This is a genomic window from Pontibacter beigongshangensis, assembly GCF_014332515.1.
Lineage (GTDB): Bacteria > Bacteroidota > Bacteroidia > Cytophagales > Hymenobacteraceae > Pontibacter > Pontibacter beigongshangensis.
Window position 1 is genome coordinate 71,333 of the sequence record NZ_VFSD01000004.1, and the last position, 14,529, is coordinate 85,861.

At 50.3% G+C, this 14,529-nt stretch carries 12 protein-coding genes; 1 reads left to right on the top strand and 11 read right to left on the bottom strand.

Annotation, left to right across the window (positions count from 1 at the left end; all coding sequences use genetic code 11):
* Positions 1-16: 16 nt before the first annotated feature.
* The 11 genes from FJM74_RS05300 to FJM74_RS05350 form a co-directional block, all read right to left on the bottom strand.
* Entirely contained in the window at positions 17-703 is a 687-nt protein-coding gene (locus tag FJM74_RS05300) for a head GIN domain-containing protein (RefSeq protein ID WP_241738961.1), read from the bottom strand.
* Between the two features lie 379 nt (positions 704-1,082).
* Positions 1,083-1,976: a M48 family metalloprotease gene (locus FJM74_RS05305; RefSeq protein WP_187261531.1), complete on the bottom strand. Its 894-nt coding sequence runs from the start codon at positions 1,974-1,976 to the stop codon at positions 1,083-1,085.
* 327 nt (positions 1,977-2,303) lie between these two features.
* A complete protein-coding gene (locus tag FJM74_RS05310) occupies positions 2,304-2,933 on the bottom strand; it encodes a hypothetical protein (RefSeq protein ID WP_241738962.1) in 630 nt (209 codons plus the stop codon).
* 95 nt (positions 2,934-3,028) lie between these two features.
* Positions 3,029-3,754 carry an SRPBCC family protein gene (locus FJM74_RS05315; RefSeq protein ID WP_187261532.1) on the bottom strand — a complete coding sequence of 242 codons (726 nt, stop codon included), beginning with the start codon at positions 3,752-3,754 and terminating at the stop codon, positions 3,029-3,031.
* Positions 3,755-4,482: 728 nt separating this feature from the next.
* Positions 4,483-6,756, bottom strand: coding sequence for a Tex family protein (locus tag FJM74_RS05320; RefSeq protein WP_187261533.1), 2,274 nt, complete (start codon positions 6,754-6,756; stop codon positions 4,483-4,485).
* 527 nt (positions 6,757-7,283) lie between these two features.
* Positions 7,284-7,508 carry a DUF551 domain-containing protein gene (locus tag FJM74_RS05325; protein WP_187261534.1) on the bottom strand — a complete coding sequence of 75 codons (225 nt, stop codon included), beginning with the start codon at positions 7,506-7,508 and terminating at the stop codon, positions 7,284-7,286.
* 539 nt (positions 7,509-8,047) lie between these two features.
* The gene (locus FJM74_RS05330) at positions 8,048-8,500 is read right to left on the bottom strand and encodes a PepSY-like domain-containing protein (protein WP_187261535.1); all 453 of its coding nucleotides are present in this window, start codon (positions 8,498-8,500) and stop codon (positions 8,048-8,050) included.
* A 338-nt stretch (positions 8,501-8,838) separates the two neighbouring features.
* Positions 8,839-10,110 (bottom strand): SdiA-regulated domain-containing protein, encoded by a 1,272-nt coding sequence (locus tag FJM74_RS05335; RefSeq protein ID WP_187261536.1) that lies wholly within the window; start codon positions 10,108-10,110, stop codon positions 8,839-8,841.
* 61 nt (positions 10,111-10,171) lie between these two features.
* The gene (locus FJM74_RS05340) at positions 10,172-11,455 is read right to left on the bottom strand and encodes a sensor histidine kinase (RefSeq protein WP_187261537.1); all 1,284 of its coding nucleotides are present in this window, start codon (positions 11,453-11,455) and stop codon (positions 10,172-10,174) included.
* Complete coding sequence (locus FJM74_RS05345) at positions 11,455-12,129, bottom strand: response regulator transcription factor (protein WP_187261538.1); 675 nt, start codon at positions 12,127-12,129, stop codon at positions 11,455-11,457. Before FJM74_RS05345 ends, FJM74_RS05340 begins: the two co-directional genes overlap by 1 nt.
* 558 nt (positions 12,130-12,687) lie before the next feature.
* The gene (locus FJM74_RS05350; RefSeq protein ID WP_187261539.1) at positions 12,688-13,785 is read right to left on the bottom strand and encodes a DNA topoisomerase IB; all 1,098 of its coding nucleotides are present in this window, start codon (positions 13,783-13,785) and stop codon (positions 12,688-12,690) included.
* 49 nt (positions 13,786-13,834) lie between these two features.
* On the opposite strand from FJM74_RS05350, the gene FJM74_RS05355 reads away from it, so the two are divergent.
* Positions 13,835-14,344: a hypothetical protein gene (locus FJM74_RS05355; RefSeq protein ID WP_187261540.1), complete on the top strand. Its 510-nt coding sequence runs from the start codon at positions 13,835-13,837 to the stop codon at positions 14,342-14,344.
* Positions 14,345-14,529: the final 185 nt, after the last annotated feature.

A 14,529-nucleotide genomic window follows, 5' to 3' on the forward strand; every position in this document is an offset into this window, starting at 1 on the left:
GAACATGTATGTTTAGCTATCGCTTTTCTACTTTCCCGGAACCGGTTATCTGGGATGTAACGGTTGGGGAGCCTTTGTAATAGACTTTTCCGCTGCCACTGATACTGGCTTCCAGCAGGTCTGAAACCGACACTTCCACATCTCCGGAACCGGAAATCTGTATAATGGCTCTTTCTGTTTCCAGACCGAACGACTGCACCTGGCCCGAACCAGTTACCGAAGCATGCTGCTGCTCTGCCAGCCCGCTCAGCTCTACTCTGCCCGAGCCGGTAAGCTGCGTTATGGCGCGTTTGGCCGTAAAGTTAGCTTTAATTTTGCCCGATCCGCTCTCCAAAGTCCTAAATTCGTTTGTCTCAAACCTGTCGTGCAAAACGATTTCTCCAGACCCGTTCATCTCTGCGTAGGTGAAATCCGGAACTGTGATATATACCTCTATCGTTTTGTGGCTCCTGAAACACCTGTTCGTCTCTACCTCCCACACGCCGTTCAGCACATCGCGGTTCAGGGCATCCAATACGTTGGGCTGCGCTTTTACCACCACCTGCTGCTGCGGGCCGTAACTGACGTAAACCTTTGAACTGCCATTTACCTTCAAACCATTTAAATCGTTGAGCTGTAAAACGCGGGTCTCTGCGTCTCCTTTCCCTCTGGTACAATCAGCTTCGTCGCCACAAGCTACCAGCAGCAGCGGCGCCAAAAGCATATAAAATAGGTTTCTGGTTAATAATTTAACGGGTTTCATAGTCTTATGTGAATTAGTGGAAAAATCTGCCAGGCGAAGGGCCAGCCCGGTGCAGCACCTCTCTCCTGCTGATCCACCAGTTCCTGCCCTGTAAGTCTATTTTGTTAATGCGATAACCTCCTTAAAAATAAATATGAATTTGAAAATCAACAACTTAGCTTCCTACATCTAAACAAAAAATAAAACTTATTTTTAGACAAAAACAATACCGATAATAGAAAAAGCGACAAGAAATTTCTTGAAATTTCCAGTTTGATTTTGAAAAAGGTTTTATGCTAGTAAAGCAGCCAAAAAGCCTCTCTGCCACAATTTCTAATTTTTAATTTTTGATTTGAAAGGGCTAGGTCCTTAACTGGCTCAGATACCCTACTTTCTGTCCCCGCTGATTTACCAGCACGCCGTTATCCGTCACAAAAACCTTGTGCAGATACTCGCTGTCGAGATAATAAGGATAGCTCCTGCTGTTGGTGCGGGCCAGCTTGCCAATTACTTTTGCTCCGCTCTCCGACACGTGCACCAGGTTCATGCGTTTAGTCAGGTAAAACTGCTCCCGTGGCGCGGCACTGAAATTTACTTTCCGCAAAACATCCTTATGCTGCAGCACGCCTGCCTGGTTGGCGCTGGCCACAGGCTGCGGCTGAGTTGCCCGTGGAGGATCTGCCGCAGCAGGCTCAGTGGCAGCCATCGTCTGATCTCTTTCAAGGCCTTTGCTGCTGGCAATAATCTGGGTGTCGGCACTACGCCAGCCTTTGCTGATGGCGGCCAGACGATAGCTGCGGCCGGGGTGGGTGGAAGAGTTCCTTTCCTGCGAGAGCACGCTCATGGCAGCCTGAGCCTCCTCCAGGCTGGCTCCCATTTTGCGCAGCACGAACCCTGAAAATTCGTCCGCCTCCAGTTCATCGGCGTGGTTACTGCCTTTCCCGGTTAAGGTATGCCCGTTCAGGTGATGCCCTATTTCATGAGCCAGGATGCTTACGCCGGCCCAATCGGTGCGAACGGCATTGTTTATAGCCGACAGGAAGCGCTCGTTATACAAAATATAGCGCTTGCCGCCATAAACAACCGCTGCGGCATTTTCGATATTAGCGGCACGCACTTCAAATCTCGGTTTAAGGCCGATCACTTCATTGATCTCCGCTATGATATCCCGTGGACCGGCTGCGGTGGCCAGAGCAGACAAGTTGGTGACCAGTACTACACCTATAAGCAGTGTCAGTATTCTCAGTTGTTTCATTTCCGGATTATTTATTTGAGTTCAGCTGCCTTCCCTAACGTGGCGACTCCTGCAGACTGTATAAATAATTAGCAAGTACTTTGCCAGTTTCTAAGACAAGCGTATTTGCAGAGGAAGATGGCTGGTAGAATGAAGGCTTAAGGAGCTGAATGTTTCCAATACTCCTCCAGTTTGATGTTCAGAATGGTTTACTGTTTGTAAAGCTGCCAGAAAATATAGCTGCTAAAACTTCTAATTTGGTAAAGCATTAAGTTCAGGAGCAGCTCCGGAGGTGTGTTTTGATTAGAATAATTTGATGTGCATCAATTCAGCTAGGGGGCAACCAAACTACCGGGGTTTTGAGACCGAAATGAACTGAGGAGACTCTATGTTTCCCAAGGGTGTTTTTACGGTAGGCTTTATCTGGAACCCCAGCGATTGGCGTATATCTCCGCCGCTGCTTATCAGGTTGATGACCCGTGACAGCCCTTCATAATTGGGCCTTTCATCGACCTCCGTCAGGTGCACCTGCGTATGAAAGGGTATCTTGTTCTGGCCTTCGTGCAGCACCATGGCCTCCTCTATGGTGCCAGTGAGGGCTTCTTCACCATCTACCAGAATAAGCCATTTCATGCTGGTAATGGTTAGGCGCTGGTTCCCGGTGGGTTCCCGGAGCGACACATGTAGCACCATGGTGGCACTTAGGTTAAGGGCATTGGTGGAGACGGCCGCCAGCAGTTCGTCATGCTCCTGCACCGTAAGCCCCTGACCTGCCCTGGCTCTTTCCTGCAGGTTTATACCGTTCAGCAGCACCTCCTCGAGTTCTTGCAGCCTGTAGTCTGCCGCTGTAAAAGCTTTGATATCCTGCGCCTGCTGGCAACCGGCCAAACACCACAGCCCCCCCACAAGCAGAACCAAAAAACCAAAACGCTGCCGCACAGCAGTTCTGTACCTGAAAGCCGGGGTGGTATAGCTCATTATTCTGGTGCAGCAGCCTGGTTTAGGATTATTCTATTGGTTTAAACTGAATACTATTCCTTAATCATAGTGAGTCACTTATAACACGAACAGGCTTAACTCACCTGAACCTCTCCTGTTTCCATAAGTCTTTTGAAGCGGCGGATATCTTCCTGCACCATGTTTTTAAGCATGGGGTTGAGAAGCTTTGCGGCCATGCCTCCCATGGCTCCTGCGGGTGGCCGGTAAGAGATGGCTACCTGCACAATCGTTTCCTTGCCCGATAGGTCGTCTGAGAACCGGACCTCTCCTGCGTTGTCTATGTCGGCAGCAGGCAGCGATTTCCAGGCGATCAGCTCGTTTTCTACCTCCTGCACAATGTCAGCATCCCAGGCTATGGTTCCGATGCCTCCCGGAATACGCGCACTCCAGGCAGACCGTTTCGGCCCCAGCTGCTGCACGCTCTTCAGGTGCTCCATAAATCTGGGCAGGTTTTCCAGCTGCCGCCAGAACTGATAAACCTCCGGCCTGGGCTTGTTGACAGTTATGGTCCGGGTAATTTCAACAGAGATGTCTTCGTCGGCGGCCGTATCGCGCCCTATAGCCGTATTAACAGGGCAAGAACCGGAGGCACCCCGATAAAGCATGGCACCACCGGCAGCAGCCAGTATCAGTCCTATGGCATTAGGCTTCCGCAACCCGTAAAAAGTGAGCAGTACGCCACCTATAACCGAGGCGATTCGCTCAGACTTTCCAACATTTATATGACTCGATCCAGTAGCAGGAGGAATGATGTGTGCCGTGTTCAGCAACTCTGAGAAATGTTTATTGAAAGTATCCATGCCTTATCTTTTTTCATGGATACGAGCCATAGCTGCCTAAGTGTTACCGTTTTACTGTTTTTCTTAAAAATAACCCGGTTTCCCGGATCCTCCCGCCTTTCCTGACATGCTACCATTGCCTCCGCCACAACATGATTGACTTTATTTTTTTGCTGACGAGCGAGAAGCCTCAGCAGGAAATTATGCTAATGATTTTGCCCCTCCAACACCGCTGTCTCTCCTGCTCCTGCCACTGAGTCCCCAGAAATTATACCATCTGGCAGGAAGAAAGTTCCATATGGCATTCGCTCATTAGAGAAAAACCTACAGGAGCCACAGGGCAGATGAGGTTGCCAGGTGCACTAAATGACGATTTTCTGTTTGAGCGTTCAGCGAGTGGGGGAAGGGGCCCTCGACAAAAAAATCTTCTTGATTTTTTTGGTTCTTTTTGTATCAAGACAAAAAGAACAAAGACACGGGCAATGAAACAAGCTGCTGCAGCTGTCAAAGCATAAAGGCGACTATGCTAACTTAAACGCCTTAGCCAGTAGCCATTGCTTTAGGCTCTCGGCCACATGATCCTTCCTGAATAACAAATTGGGAAATCCATGGTGAACGTATGGAAGCAACTAAATATGATTTGGTATTATATCTATCTCTGCCTTTCTTACAAAACAAGAGCCGCTTCCAGCAACAGAAGCGGCTCTTATTATCTTTTGAGTCCGGTATAAGAAAGCTGACTTTGAGGCTTACTTGAATTTGCCTTTCAGCATAGCCAGTTTCGCCTGGAAATCGCTCAGCTCTTCTACCTTCTCTTTTTTTGCGCCGCCTTTCGAGGCTCCGCCTTTTGCATTTCCGCTGCCAGCAGCTGGTCTGGCTGCAGCAGGGTCGCCTTTCATAGACAAGGAGATGCGTTTACGTGGCACGTCCACCTCCATCACGGTAACTTCTACCTTCTGCCCTACCTTTACCACATCGTGCGGGTTGGTAACAAAGCGGTCTGAAAGGTGGCTCACGTGCACAAGCCCATCCTGGTGAACACCTACATCCACAAAGGCACCAAAGGCGGTGATGTTCGTAACAATGCCGGGCAGCTTCATGCCTTCGCGCAGGTCTTTTATCTCGTTCACGCCCTCAGTAAAGTTAAACGCCTCGAACGTCTGGCGAGGGTCGCGGCCAGGTTTTGCCAGTTCGCTCACGATGTCCTGCAGCGTAGGTAAGCCCACGGCTTCCGTCACATATTTTTTAAGGTCGATCTGCTTCCGCAGCTCTTCCCGCTGCATCAGTTCCTTCACGGTCACGCCAAGGTCTCTGGCCATCTGCTCCACAATCGGGTAGCTTTCTGGATGAACGGCGGAGGCATCGAGCGGGTTCTCCGCATCGCGGAGGCGAAGGAAACCTGCTGCCTGCTCAAAAGCCTTATCGCCAAGACGTGGTACTTTTTTCAGCTCTGTTCGGGTGCGGAACGGGCCGTTCTGGTTGCGGTACTCCACAATGTTCTGCGCCAGCGCAGGCCCCAGGCCCGACACATAGGTCAGCAGTTGCTTGCTGGCCGTATTCACTTCCACGCCCACCGCGTTCACACAGCTCATCACCACATCATCCAGCGAGTGTTTCAATGCCGACTGGTCCACATCGTGCTGGTACTGGCCTACGCCTATGGACTTCGGGTCTATTTTCACCAGCTCCGCGAGCGGGTCCATGAGGCGGCGACCAATAGATACGGCACCACGAACGGTAATATCCTGGTCCGGGAACTCATTTCGGGCTACTTCGGAGGCAGAGTAAATAGAGGCGCCGCTCTCGTTCACCATCAGCACCTGCACGGTGGCTGGCAGGCCCAGGCTACGCACGAAGCTCTCTGTTTCGCGGCTGGCCGTACCGTTGCCTATAGCCACAGCCTCCACTTCATATCTGGTGACAAGGTACTTTACGGCCTGCCCGGCATCGTTTGCCTTCTGCTGGCCTGTATGCGGGTAAATGGTGTCGTTGTGGAGCAGCTTGCCCTGCTTGTCGAGCACCACCAGTTTGCAGCCGGTCCGGAAGCCGGGATCGAGGGCCAGCACGGTTTTCTGACCAAGCGGCGAAGTGAGCAGCAGCTGGCGCAGGTTGTCGGCAAATACCCGGATGGCTTCTTCATCGGCTCGTTTTTTCGAGCTGAGGCGAACCTCTGTTTCCATGCTGAGCTTCAGGAGGCGTTTGTAGCAGTCTTTAGCTGCCTGGCGTACCTGCTCCGAGGCGGCATTGTGGCCTTTCACGAACATGTCCTCCAGTTTTGCCAGGGCCTCTTCCTCCTCTGGCTGGGCGCTCAGCATCAGCACCATTTCGGTTTCGCCACGGCGCATGGCCAGTATGCGGTGCGAAGGAGCTTTCTCGATCGGCTCCTCCCACTCAAAGTAGTCTTTGTATTTCTGGCCTTCCTCTTCCTTGCCCATCATCACGCGGCTCTTAAACACGCCTTTCTTTTCGAACAGCTGGCGCATGGTGGCGCGAGCCTCGGCATTTTCGTTCATCCACTCGGCCATAATGTCGCGTGCACCGGCCAGTGCCTCTTCCTCATTTTTCACTTCTTTTTCTTCCGAAATGAACTGCGCGGCCTCCGCAGCAACATCAAAAGACTCCTGCTCGAACAGGCGCTGCGCCAATGGCTCCAGCCCTTTTTCGCGGGCGATGGTGGCACGGGTGCGGCGCTTCGGCTTGTAAGGCAGGTAAATGTCTTCCAGGGCGGTCATGGTTTCGGCGGCCATCAGTTGCGCCTCCAGCTCCGGCGTCAGTTTCTCCTGCTCTTTAATGGATTTCAGGATACTCTCGCGGCGTTTGTCGAGCTCGCGGAGCTGCTCCAGGCGATCGCGGATGGCTGCTACGGCTACTTCGTCCAGCGAGCCGGTGGCCTCCTTCCGGTAGCGGGAGATAAATGGTACGGTTGCCCCTTCTTCCAGCAATTCTGCCGTTGCCTGCACCTGCTTTATCGTCAGGCTCAGCTCTTTGGCCACTTTTAACAAATGGTCTAAATTCGGTTCCATATTTTAATTTGATAAAAAAACGCTCCTTGTTCTGTTTGCCCGCATCTGCTGACCATGGCCTGACCGGCACGTCCAACAGCCTGGCAATGAACCGATAAAACAGCGGGTAAGCACCTTATTTTCGGGCCATGCAGCGCAGACCTGTCTTCCCCTGCTGTTTAGGTGGCCAGCAAACCCTGGTTACTTTGCCAAATTTAGGATTTATTGGCTTAACCAAAAATATTGCCCCGGCAGTTTCCGGAAATAATCAAAGCTGCCGGAAGAAGAGTCGGAATTGGAATACAGCAGAAAAGGTGGTTGCCGGCCAGCATTCGACAAGTTTCTTTTAGTGAAAAGAAGTGCTATAGGCAATAAGGGATAAACCGGCTGAGGGTAAGAAAATGCACTGTCCCTGCCTTTATCTCACCGGGAGGAGGCAGAAGGGCCTGTCTCAAAATAAAAGAAGCATTGCGAGCTATCGGCTTAAGGTCGCAATGCTTCTTTTATCATAAAATATACCTGGCGGTCGAATTTTTGTTTTTCAGTACCTATTTTTCCTCTAGCTCAAGGAATGGCTCCGGAAAGGGTTGCCATGCTTTTACAATAGAAAAATCGTAGGTTTTGGAATTAGGCAACTGTTCCAGCATAATCCGATTGTCGCCGACATACCAGCAGGAAACCACGGTTGGTTCTCCGTGTTCCTCGATAGTAGCCAATATTCTTTGCCGCATACGAGGCAGGCTTTCAGAGCTTTTTATCCACTTTTTCATCATAAGTTTCTCGATTTTGATTTTATTATGCACAAATTTGCAACATTCACATCTCTAAGTTTTTAACGCAGGTTCTTACGTGTTTTACGGATGAAATGCATAAACAAATACGGAATACCAGAATAATTTCGAAAGAGGACAGCGGCTTCAGAAATAAAAAAGGGTACCACAAGGCAAAATGCCTTTGTAGTACCCTTTTTTACTTTCCAAATGGTCTTGTGCGCCCGGCGCCGATACCCTGAATCTTAACTGAGAAGAGGCACCGGATAGAGCGGCCGCAACAGCCGATAGAATTCTATTGCCAAACAATTATTGCCGGCGATTTAACTTCCCGGAGGTCGAACTTGTATGCCATCTGCTACCAGGCACAAGACACAAAATTTTTTCATTAGGTGAGCAAATCAAATATCGAATGCCGATTTGTTCTGTCATTGTCTAGACCATAGCAATGCACGAACAGGTGTCTCTCGTTCGAATTATTCGAATCAAAACGGCCCTCTACAGCCGATACCGGCTCCAATGGGCACAATCGGAATCTAGGCTTAATTGTCGATCCTCAGGAAGTTGCCGTCCAGATCAAACTTTAATTCCTGGCCATTGGTGAGTTTCGCCTCCTGATCTGTTTTGTTCAATTCCCAGCCTCTTATGGCATGCGCGCTGTAGTTTGCCGTTACATATTGCAGCAAGGCATCTGGCACGACACTATCGGGCAGTTTATCATTCCATTCGATGCTGGTGCAGGCACCCTGTTCTGTAAATTCAAGCTGAGTGCCATTTTCCAGGTCTACATCAAATGAAACCGAGTCGTCATCCGTGTCTTTTTCTATCTGTGCAATAGCCTGACCAGGAAAGTGAAGGCTAAGATAATCTTTGGCTTCTGCCGGAAGTTCGCCTTCGGGCACGATGGTATCTTTGTCGCAGGCTGTAAAAACAGCGAGGGCCATTAAGAATGGCAAAAAACGGAAGAGAGATTTAAAAGACTTGTTGTTTTTCATTTAAGTAAATTGTTAAAATTATAAAATTAAATTAACTATAGAGGGGCAGGCTAAGCCAGATTATTCTAATAAAAATGGCCCTCCTGAGCCCTAAAGTTCCTTCTGCTGCTGCAGTGGCCTAAGCTACTCGGATGCGTTGGGCAGGTCACTGGAAGAATAGACTTGTTGACTCTATTTTCAGGAATCAGACGCAGTAACTAACATTATTCCATCCTCACCAATATGCAGCCAGCCAACAGTCGCTATCCGGAACAGTTCTTCCCGTTTGCTATTGCCTCTCCAATACTAGTGCCCAAACCTGAAGAAAATCTGAAGATTCAGGTCATAGTCAAAATTATTTACTGAACACCTTTCTTGAATTTTACGAGCACGCCCTTTCCTTTCTTGCCGCCTTCGCTGGCAATATAAAGGTCGCCCTGCTCACCAAACGTAAGGCCTTCTGGCTGACGCAACAGTTTATCATCCAGCTTTACCACCTGTTGCACCTTTCCCTGCTCCGAAATGGTGAGCATGTTGCTGTTCGGGCTATCAATTATATAGAGCACACCCGTTTCAGGATCGATTTCTAATGAAGACGACTGCAGCACATCGTATTCTGATTCTTTTTCTTTGCTGTTTCGCTGCAGTGCCTCCTGGTTTAGCGCAATTTGTATCACGGGGTTAGGGTCCAGCTTTTTTGTATCTAAAGAAAAAGCATATATGCCTTTGTTGTTGCCAAGGCTTTCGTCATACCCTTTGCAGGAAATCAGCAACCTGTTCTGGGCCTTATCATAGGCGAGTCCTTCTGTATCCTGCGTGGCTGCAAAGTCTGTTGCGTAAGACACAGCCTTTGCTTTTCCAGACCTGAAGGCCGGCACCTCGAACAAGGTACCATCGCTTCGCAGCACATAGGCCGTGTTTTCTACTATGGCAATTCCTTCGTAGTCTCCGGCTGCTGCGAACGGAATTTTTTGTGTTACCGCTTTCTTTTGAAGATCATATAGATAAATGGCGCCCTCCTCGTCCTGCACACAGGCCATCAGGTCCGGCTGCACGAGCGCTATGCCGGAAATTTCGCGAAGCTCGGCTGGCAGCTCCCAGGTTGCCACAGGCTGCCCCAGACGAAGCGCCGGCGTGACGGTTTCCTTTGCCTCAGCGCTGTTTAGTGCCATGGCACCTGCCGTGACGGCTTCGCCTGCGGGTTCTACCAGTCTCCCGTCCGTATCGAAGAGCAGGGTCAGCTCCTGGTGTTTATCCTTCAGTTCTACCAAATACTGCGTGATCGTGTTTTGTTGCACCCGAAGTGCCTCCGACACTTTAAAATTGTTGTATTTCGACTGAATGACCTCCAGCGCCAATTGGGGCAGATACTGCTCTTCCATCTCTTCCAAGTATTTTACCAATTCACCGTCGGCCCTGAATAGTGCCTCTCTTTCACGGCCGCTGATGTCGAACTCTGCCTCGTAGAAGCCGTCTTCCAGGTCCCACTCCACCTTTGTAATAGAAGGATAGAGTTTAGAGAACTGCAGCTTAACCTCCTCGGGCACTTTTGCTTCATCCTCCAGCAGATCGCAGGAGGTTAGGCTGGCAGCAGAGGCCAGCAGAACTGTACAGGCAAGTAATTTCCTCATGTGTAGCTTTGTTATGTTGAGGAGGCAAGGTAGGAAGCCAATCTGAAGAAAATCTGAAGCTTTAAGAAACAGGCCGGCTCTGCGTAAAAGTAAGCAGCAAATGGTGTTGCTGGTCAGCGTACGAATAGGTGAGCTTTATCTGGTGCAGATCGCAGATCTTCTTGACCAGGGCAAGGCCAATACCCAGCGAGCCGGAAACCTGGCTACTGCTTATATAACGCCCTAGCAGTTCTTCAGGAGAGTTGTGTAAGGCGGCACCGGTATTGATGATGCGCAACTGGCTTTTTGTTAAATGGATGGAAATGGTGCCCCCTTCGTGGTTATGACGGATGGCGTTTAGCAGCAGGTTCGACACCAGCACTTCTGCCAGGCCCCGGTTCATGACCCACCAAACGGGCTCCAGTTCTTCAGGCATCTCTATTCGCAGCCCCATCAGCTCTACCATTTCCTGCAACTGCTCCAGCTGTTCCTGAAGCAGCAGGTGCAACGGCACCTGTTCCTGCTCCTGAAATTCGCGGTTTTCGATTCGGGTAAGCAAAATAAGTGACCTGTTCAGGCGCGCCAGCCGGCTGACAGATGCAGCCATCTCCTCCAGCATGCGTGCCTGCGGTGGTGTCAGGTTGTCTGACTGCATGAAAAGCTCCAGCTTGTTGCTGACAATGGCCAGAGGCGTCTGTATTTCGTGCGATGCGTTTTCGGTAAATTCCTTCAGGTTCAGGTAATCGCTGTATATTTTGTCGGTCATGGCCTGCAGCACGGTGTTCAGTTCCTGAAACTCGGTGGTACTGGAGTGCTTGAGCTGTAGCGGGCTGTAGCGTGTTAAGCTGTACTGCTTTATCATATGCAGCGTCTCATAAAAATGGCGCCAGGTAAACTTATTGATAAAATAGTTGACAAAGACCAGCCCGACCAGCAGCATCAGGAAAATCCAGCCCATGGCCATCATCGTGCTTTCGAACAGGTCCTGGAAATCAGTTAGAGATTTCAGGATAGTGTACTCATAGGGCTTGTTGTCCTGAAAGGCCGTAAAGGTAAGCCGCCTGAAGGGGATATATTCTTCGTCGTAGCTACTGAAGATCAGCGTGTCGCCCAGTTCCTCCAGTTTCAGGCTGGAATGCTGCGCCTCCCTTACCAGAATGGCCTCCGAAATGCCGGAGGTTACGTTAGGCAGGCGATTGTGCTCCCGAATGTACTGGATGATGTTCTCCTTGTCGGTAAACAGCTGGTCGTCTACTTCGTCGTAAATCTCTGTTTGCAGGTGCTTGTAAAACAGCAAACTCCCCAACAGGAACACGACCACCGACACCAGCAGGTAATACAGGCTTGTTTGGGTTAAGATCCGCATCAGCAGCTGAATTTGTAGCCCAGCCCATACACCGTCTGAATGTAATCTTCTCCGCAGGAGTCGAGCAGTTTACGGCGCAGGTTCTTGATGTGCGTATAGATAAAGTCCAGGGAGTCCAGGCCATCCATGTGGTCGCCCCACAAATGTTCTGCAATAGAATCTTTGGTGAGCACCCGGTTGCGGTTAGAAAGAAAATATAGCAGCAGGAAATACTCTTTTTTAGTTAGGGGCAGCTTTCTGTCATCAACCATCACTTCTGCCGAATCTGTAAATACCTCTAGCCGGCCGGCACGCACTGTTTTCCGGCCGTTGAAGTTACGGCGCCTGATAACGGATTTGAGCCGTGCGTTCAGTTCAGACAGGTGGAAGGGCTTGGTCAGGTAATCGTCTGCTCCCATCTCCAACCCTGTCAGCTTATCATCCAGGGCATTTTTTGCAGAGATTATGATTATCCCAGTCTCCGGATTATTCTCCTTCACCAGCTTTACCACCTCCAGCCCATTGCCGCCGGGTAAGGTAAGGTCCACAATCAGACATTCGTACGTGAAATCTGCCGCCTTTATCCTGGCTTCTCTTAAATCCGTGGCACTTTCACAGATGTAACCCTCCTGCTGTAAATAGGTCACTACAGATTCTCGCAATGCCTGCTCGTCTTCAACTACCAGAACTTTCATAAGCTAATTTTAGGTTGCGCGAAAATAATCCTGAATTCTGAAGCAATTCTGTGCACCGGGGCCGAATTAATCTGGCAAGTTTTATTACTGGCAGCTTTAAAGGCATCTGCTATTATTCTGAATTTTGAATTTGGCGAAGTACTAAGGCTCCATAAAGTTTAAATCGTGGGGTTTCCTGGAAATTTCTATATAGAAACATAATAGTCTGAAGACTTAAGCACATGTCTATGTCATAAGTGGCGCTGCGCATAACACATGCGCCAGTTTCGGGAAAGCCCACTACCGATTTTTTTATCCGGCACTAAGTACATGGAGGTAAAATCTGTCGTATACGGGCAGGGCCAGCAGGAGCAGAAGAGGTCTCCGAAGGGCTGTTTTGATTAGAATAATTCCGATAGACAGACTTCTTTCTCTTCTCAAACTGACCTGGCTATAGTGATTGGCATGTACTTAGTGCTACCTAAAGCATTACATGTCGGTGTTGGCTTCAAAGCAGCTAGAGTTGCCGGTGAAAACAACTGCAAAAGGAAAAGCCGACAAAGAATTTATTTTAAATTTTCAATTTGGCGAAGCACTAGCCGCCTTCTTTTCGCGTGCCACCTTCTGCAGCATTTTGAGCACCAGTTCTTCCGTGCCAGACAGGTTTTCTGTGGATGGCTTGCCGGCATCGTGCCGCCTGAGATACTGCATCAGCTTGTCTTCCCTGAACAGGTTCACCACTTCCGGATGAATGTAGTACTTGGAACAAACCGTGGGCGTATTCCCCAGGCTTCTGGCCACCATCTTCACCGACTCCTTGATGCTTTTCTCCTTCCCAAGCTCCGGGTTCTCGTCCAGCACCTGCTCCAGGCACTCCACCATGCGCACGGTGCCGCCCCAGGTCCGGAAATCCTTGGCCGTGAAATCATGTGCTGTGGCCTCCCGCAGGTAAGCGTTCACATCGCCCGACTCCAGCGTTTGCCGCTGTCCGTCTTCGTCGTAATACTGGAAAAGGTCGTAGCCCGGAATATCTTTACACTTTTTCACCAGCCGTGCCAGCCGCCGGTCCTTTAGGTCTACCTCATGCTCCACCCCTTTCTTGCCCCTGAACGAAAACTTCAGCTGGCTGCCATTGATCTGCACATGCCGGTCGCGGAGCGTAGTAAGGCCATACGATTTGTTTGATTTGGCGTAGGCACGGTTTCCGATTCTTATCAGGGCATTGTCGAGGAGCGAGAGCACCACCGCCGTTACGCGCCGCTTGTCCAGTTTTCGGGAGTTTATGTCTGTCTCTATCTGTTGCCGCAGCCTGGGGAGCGATTTTCCGAACTGGATCATGCGCCCGAATTTAGTAAGGCTGCGGGCCTTCTGCCATTCGGGGTGATACATGTATTGCTTGCGCCCTTTGTCGTCGCGGCCGGTTGCCTGCAGGTGCCCCTTGGAGTGAGGCGATATCCAGACATCCGTCCAGGCGGGCGGAATAACGAGTTTGCTTATCCGCTCCAGCGTCTTCTCATCCGAAACACGTTCGCCTTTGGCATCTTCAAAATAAAATCCTTTGCCTGATTTCCGGCGGGTAATGCCGGGTTTTTCGTCGGAAGTGTATCGTAGGCCCGCCCATGCGGCAGATTTTGCCGGGTCGGTGTGTAATTCGTGCAGTTCGTTCTTCTTGGCCATCTCCTGAGGCATTATCTATCTTACCTCCTGCACTACATACCTTATTTTATTGCAAAAGTTTCCGGTGGGTTTCCGGGAGGCGCTGCTGCCAGCTGCATTTTGGCAAACATCCGTATCTTTGCCCCTGCCAAAACTATTTTACAACATGCACCACCACCTCTCCTATCTGTATGCTTTTTTTGGGCTATTCCTGATTGGCTGTGGCCTACTGTCGGTTTTGCTTTTAGGCTGGAAGGCGAAAACAGCCTTGGCTTCGGGTAGCATGTCTGGCTTTATCGCTTTAACGGCCGGCCACTTCCTGAACCTCGGCCAGGCCTGGGCACTCTACCTGGGCACAACAGAAGCCGCCATCCTGACCGGAGTTTTTGCCTGGCGGGCGAGTGCGGCTTTTTTAACCCTCACGGAACTGCTGCAAAAGCAGGATAAGGCGGCCATCCGTCAAAAAAGCGTTGCCTTCCTGATCATTGCGACCATGTTAGTGATGGCCCTGCTGGTGCTGGCCTTGTCTGCCACGTTCTTTAAAGATGCCCTTGCTGCTACAGGCCTGGGGGAAGTCTAAAGGCACAGACTCCTTTTCTGCATAGCAGAAGCAGCAGGAGCAGCAGAACCTCCGGAGGGGCTTTTTGATTAGAATAATCGGGTTGCCGCATGCCATAAAGACGGGGCCACCGCTAAAAACCCGGCCTTCCCGGGTAGGGTAAGACTGACGAGATACTGCACCTCCATAGCCCCTGAAAAACGTCA

Excerpts from the sequence above, each read along its gene's own strand:
- FJM74_RS05300 (WP_241738961.1), bottom strand. The coding sequence starts at position 703 with ATGCTTTTGGCGCCGCTGCTGCTGGTAGCTTGTGGCGACGAAGCTGAT.
- FJM74_RS05305 (WP_187261531.1), bottom strand. The coding sequence starts at position 1,976 with ATGAAACAACTGAGAATACTGACACTGCTTATAGGTGTAGTACTGGTC.
- FJM74_RS05310 (WP_241738962.1), bottom strand. The coding sequence starts at position 2,933 with ATGAGCTATACCACCCCGGCTTTCAGGTACAGAACTGCTGTGCGGCAG.
- FJM74_RS05315 (WP_187261532.1), bottom strand. The coding sequence starts at position 3,754 with ATGGATACTTTCAATAAACATTTCTCAGAGTTGCTGAACACGGCACAC.
- FJM74_RS05320 (WP_187261533.1), bottom strand. The coding sequence starts at position 6,756 with ATGGAACCGAATTTAGACCATTTGTTAAAAGTGGCCAAAGAGCTGAGC.
- FJM74_RS05325 (WP_187261534.1), bottom strand. The coding sequence starts at position 7,508 with ATGATGAAAAAGTGGATAAAAAGCTCTGAAAGCCTGCCTCGTATGCGG.
- FJM74_RS05330 (WP_187261535.1), bottom strand. The coding sequence starts at position 8,500 with ATGAAAAACAACAAGTCTTTTAAATCTCTCTTCCGTTTTTTGCCATTC.
- FJM74_RS05335 (WP_187261536.1), bottom strand. The coding sequence starts at position 10,110 with ATGAGGAAATTACTTGCCTGTACAGTTCTGCTGGCCTCTGCTGCCAGC.
- FJM74_RS05340 (WP_187261537.1), bottom strand. The coding sequence starts at position 11,455 with ATGCGGATCTTAACCCAAACAAGCCTGTATTACCTGCTGGTGTCGGTG.
- FJM74_RS05345 (WP_187261538.1), bottom strand. The coding sequence starts at position 12,129 with ATGAAAGTTCTGGTAGTTGAAGACGAGCAGGCATTGCGAGAATCTGTA.
- FJM74_RS05350 (WP_187261539.1), bottom strand. The coding sequence starts at position 13,785 with ATGGCCAAGAAGAACGAACTGCACGAATTACACACCGACCCGGCAAAA.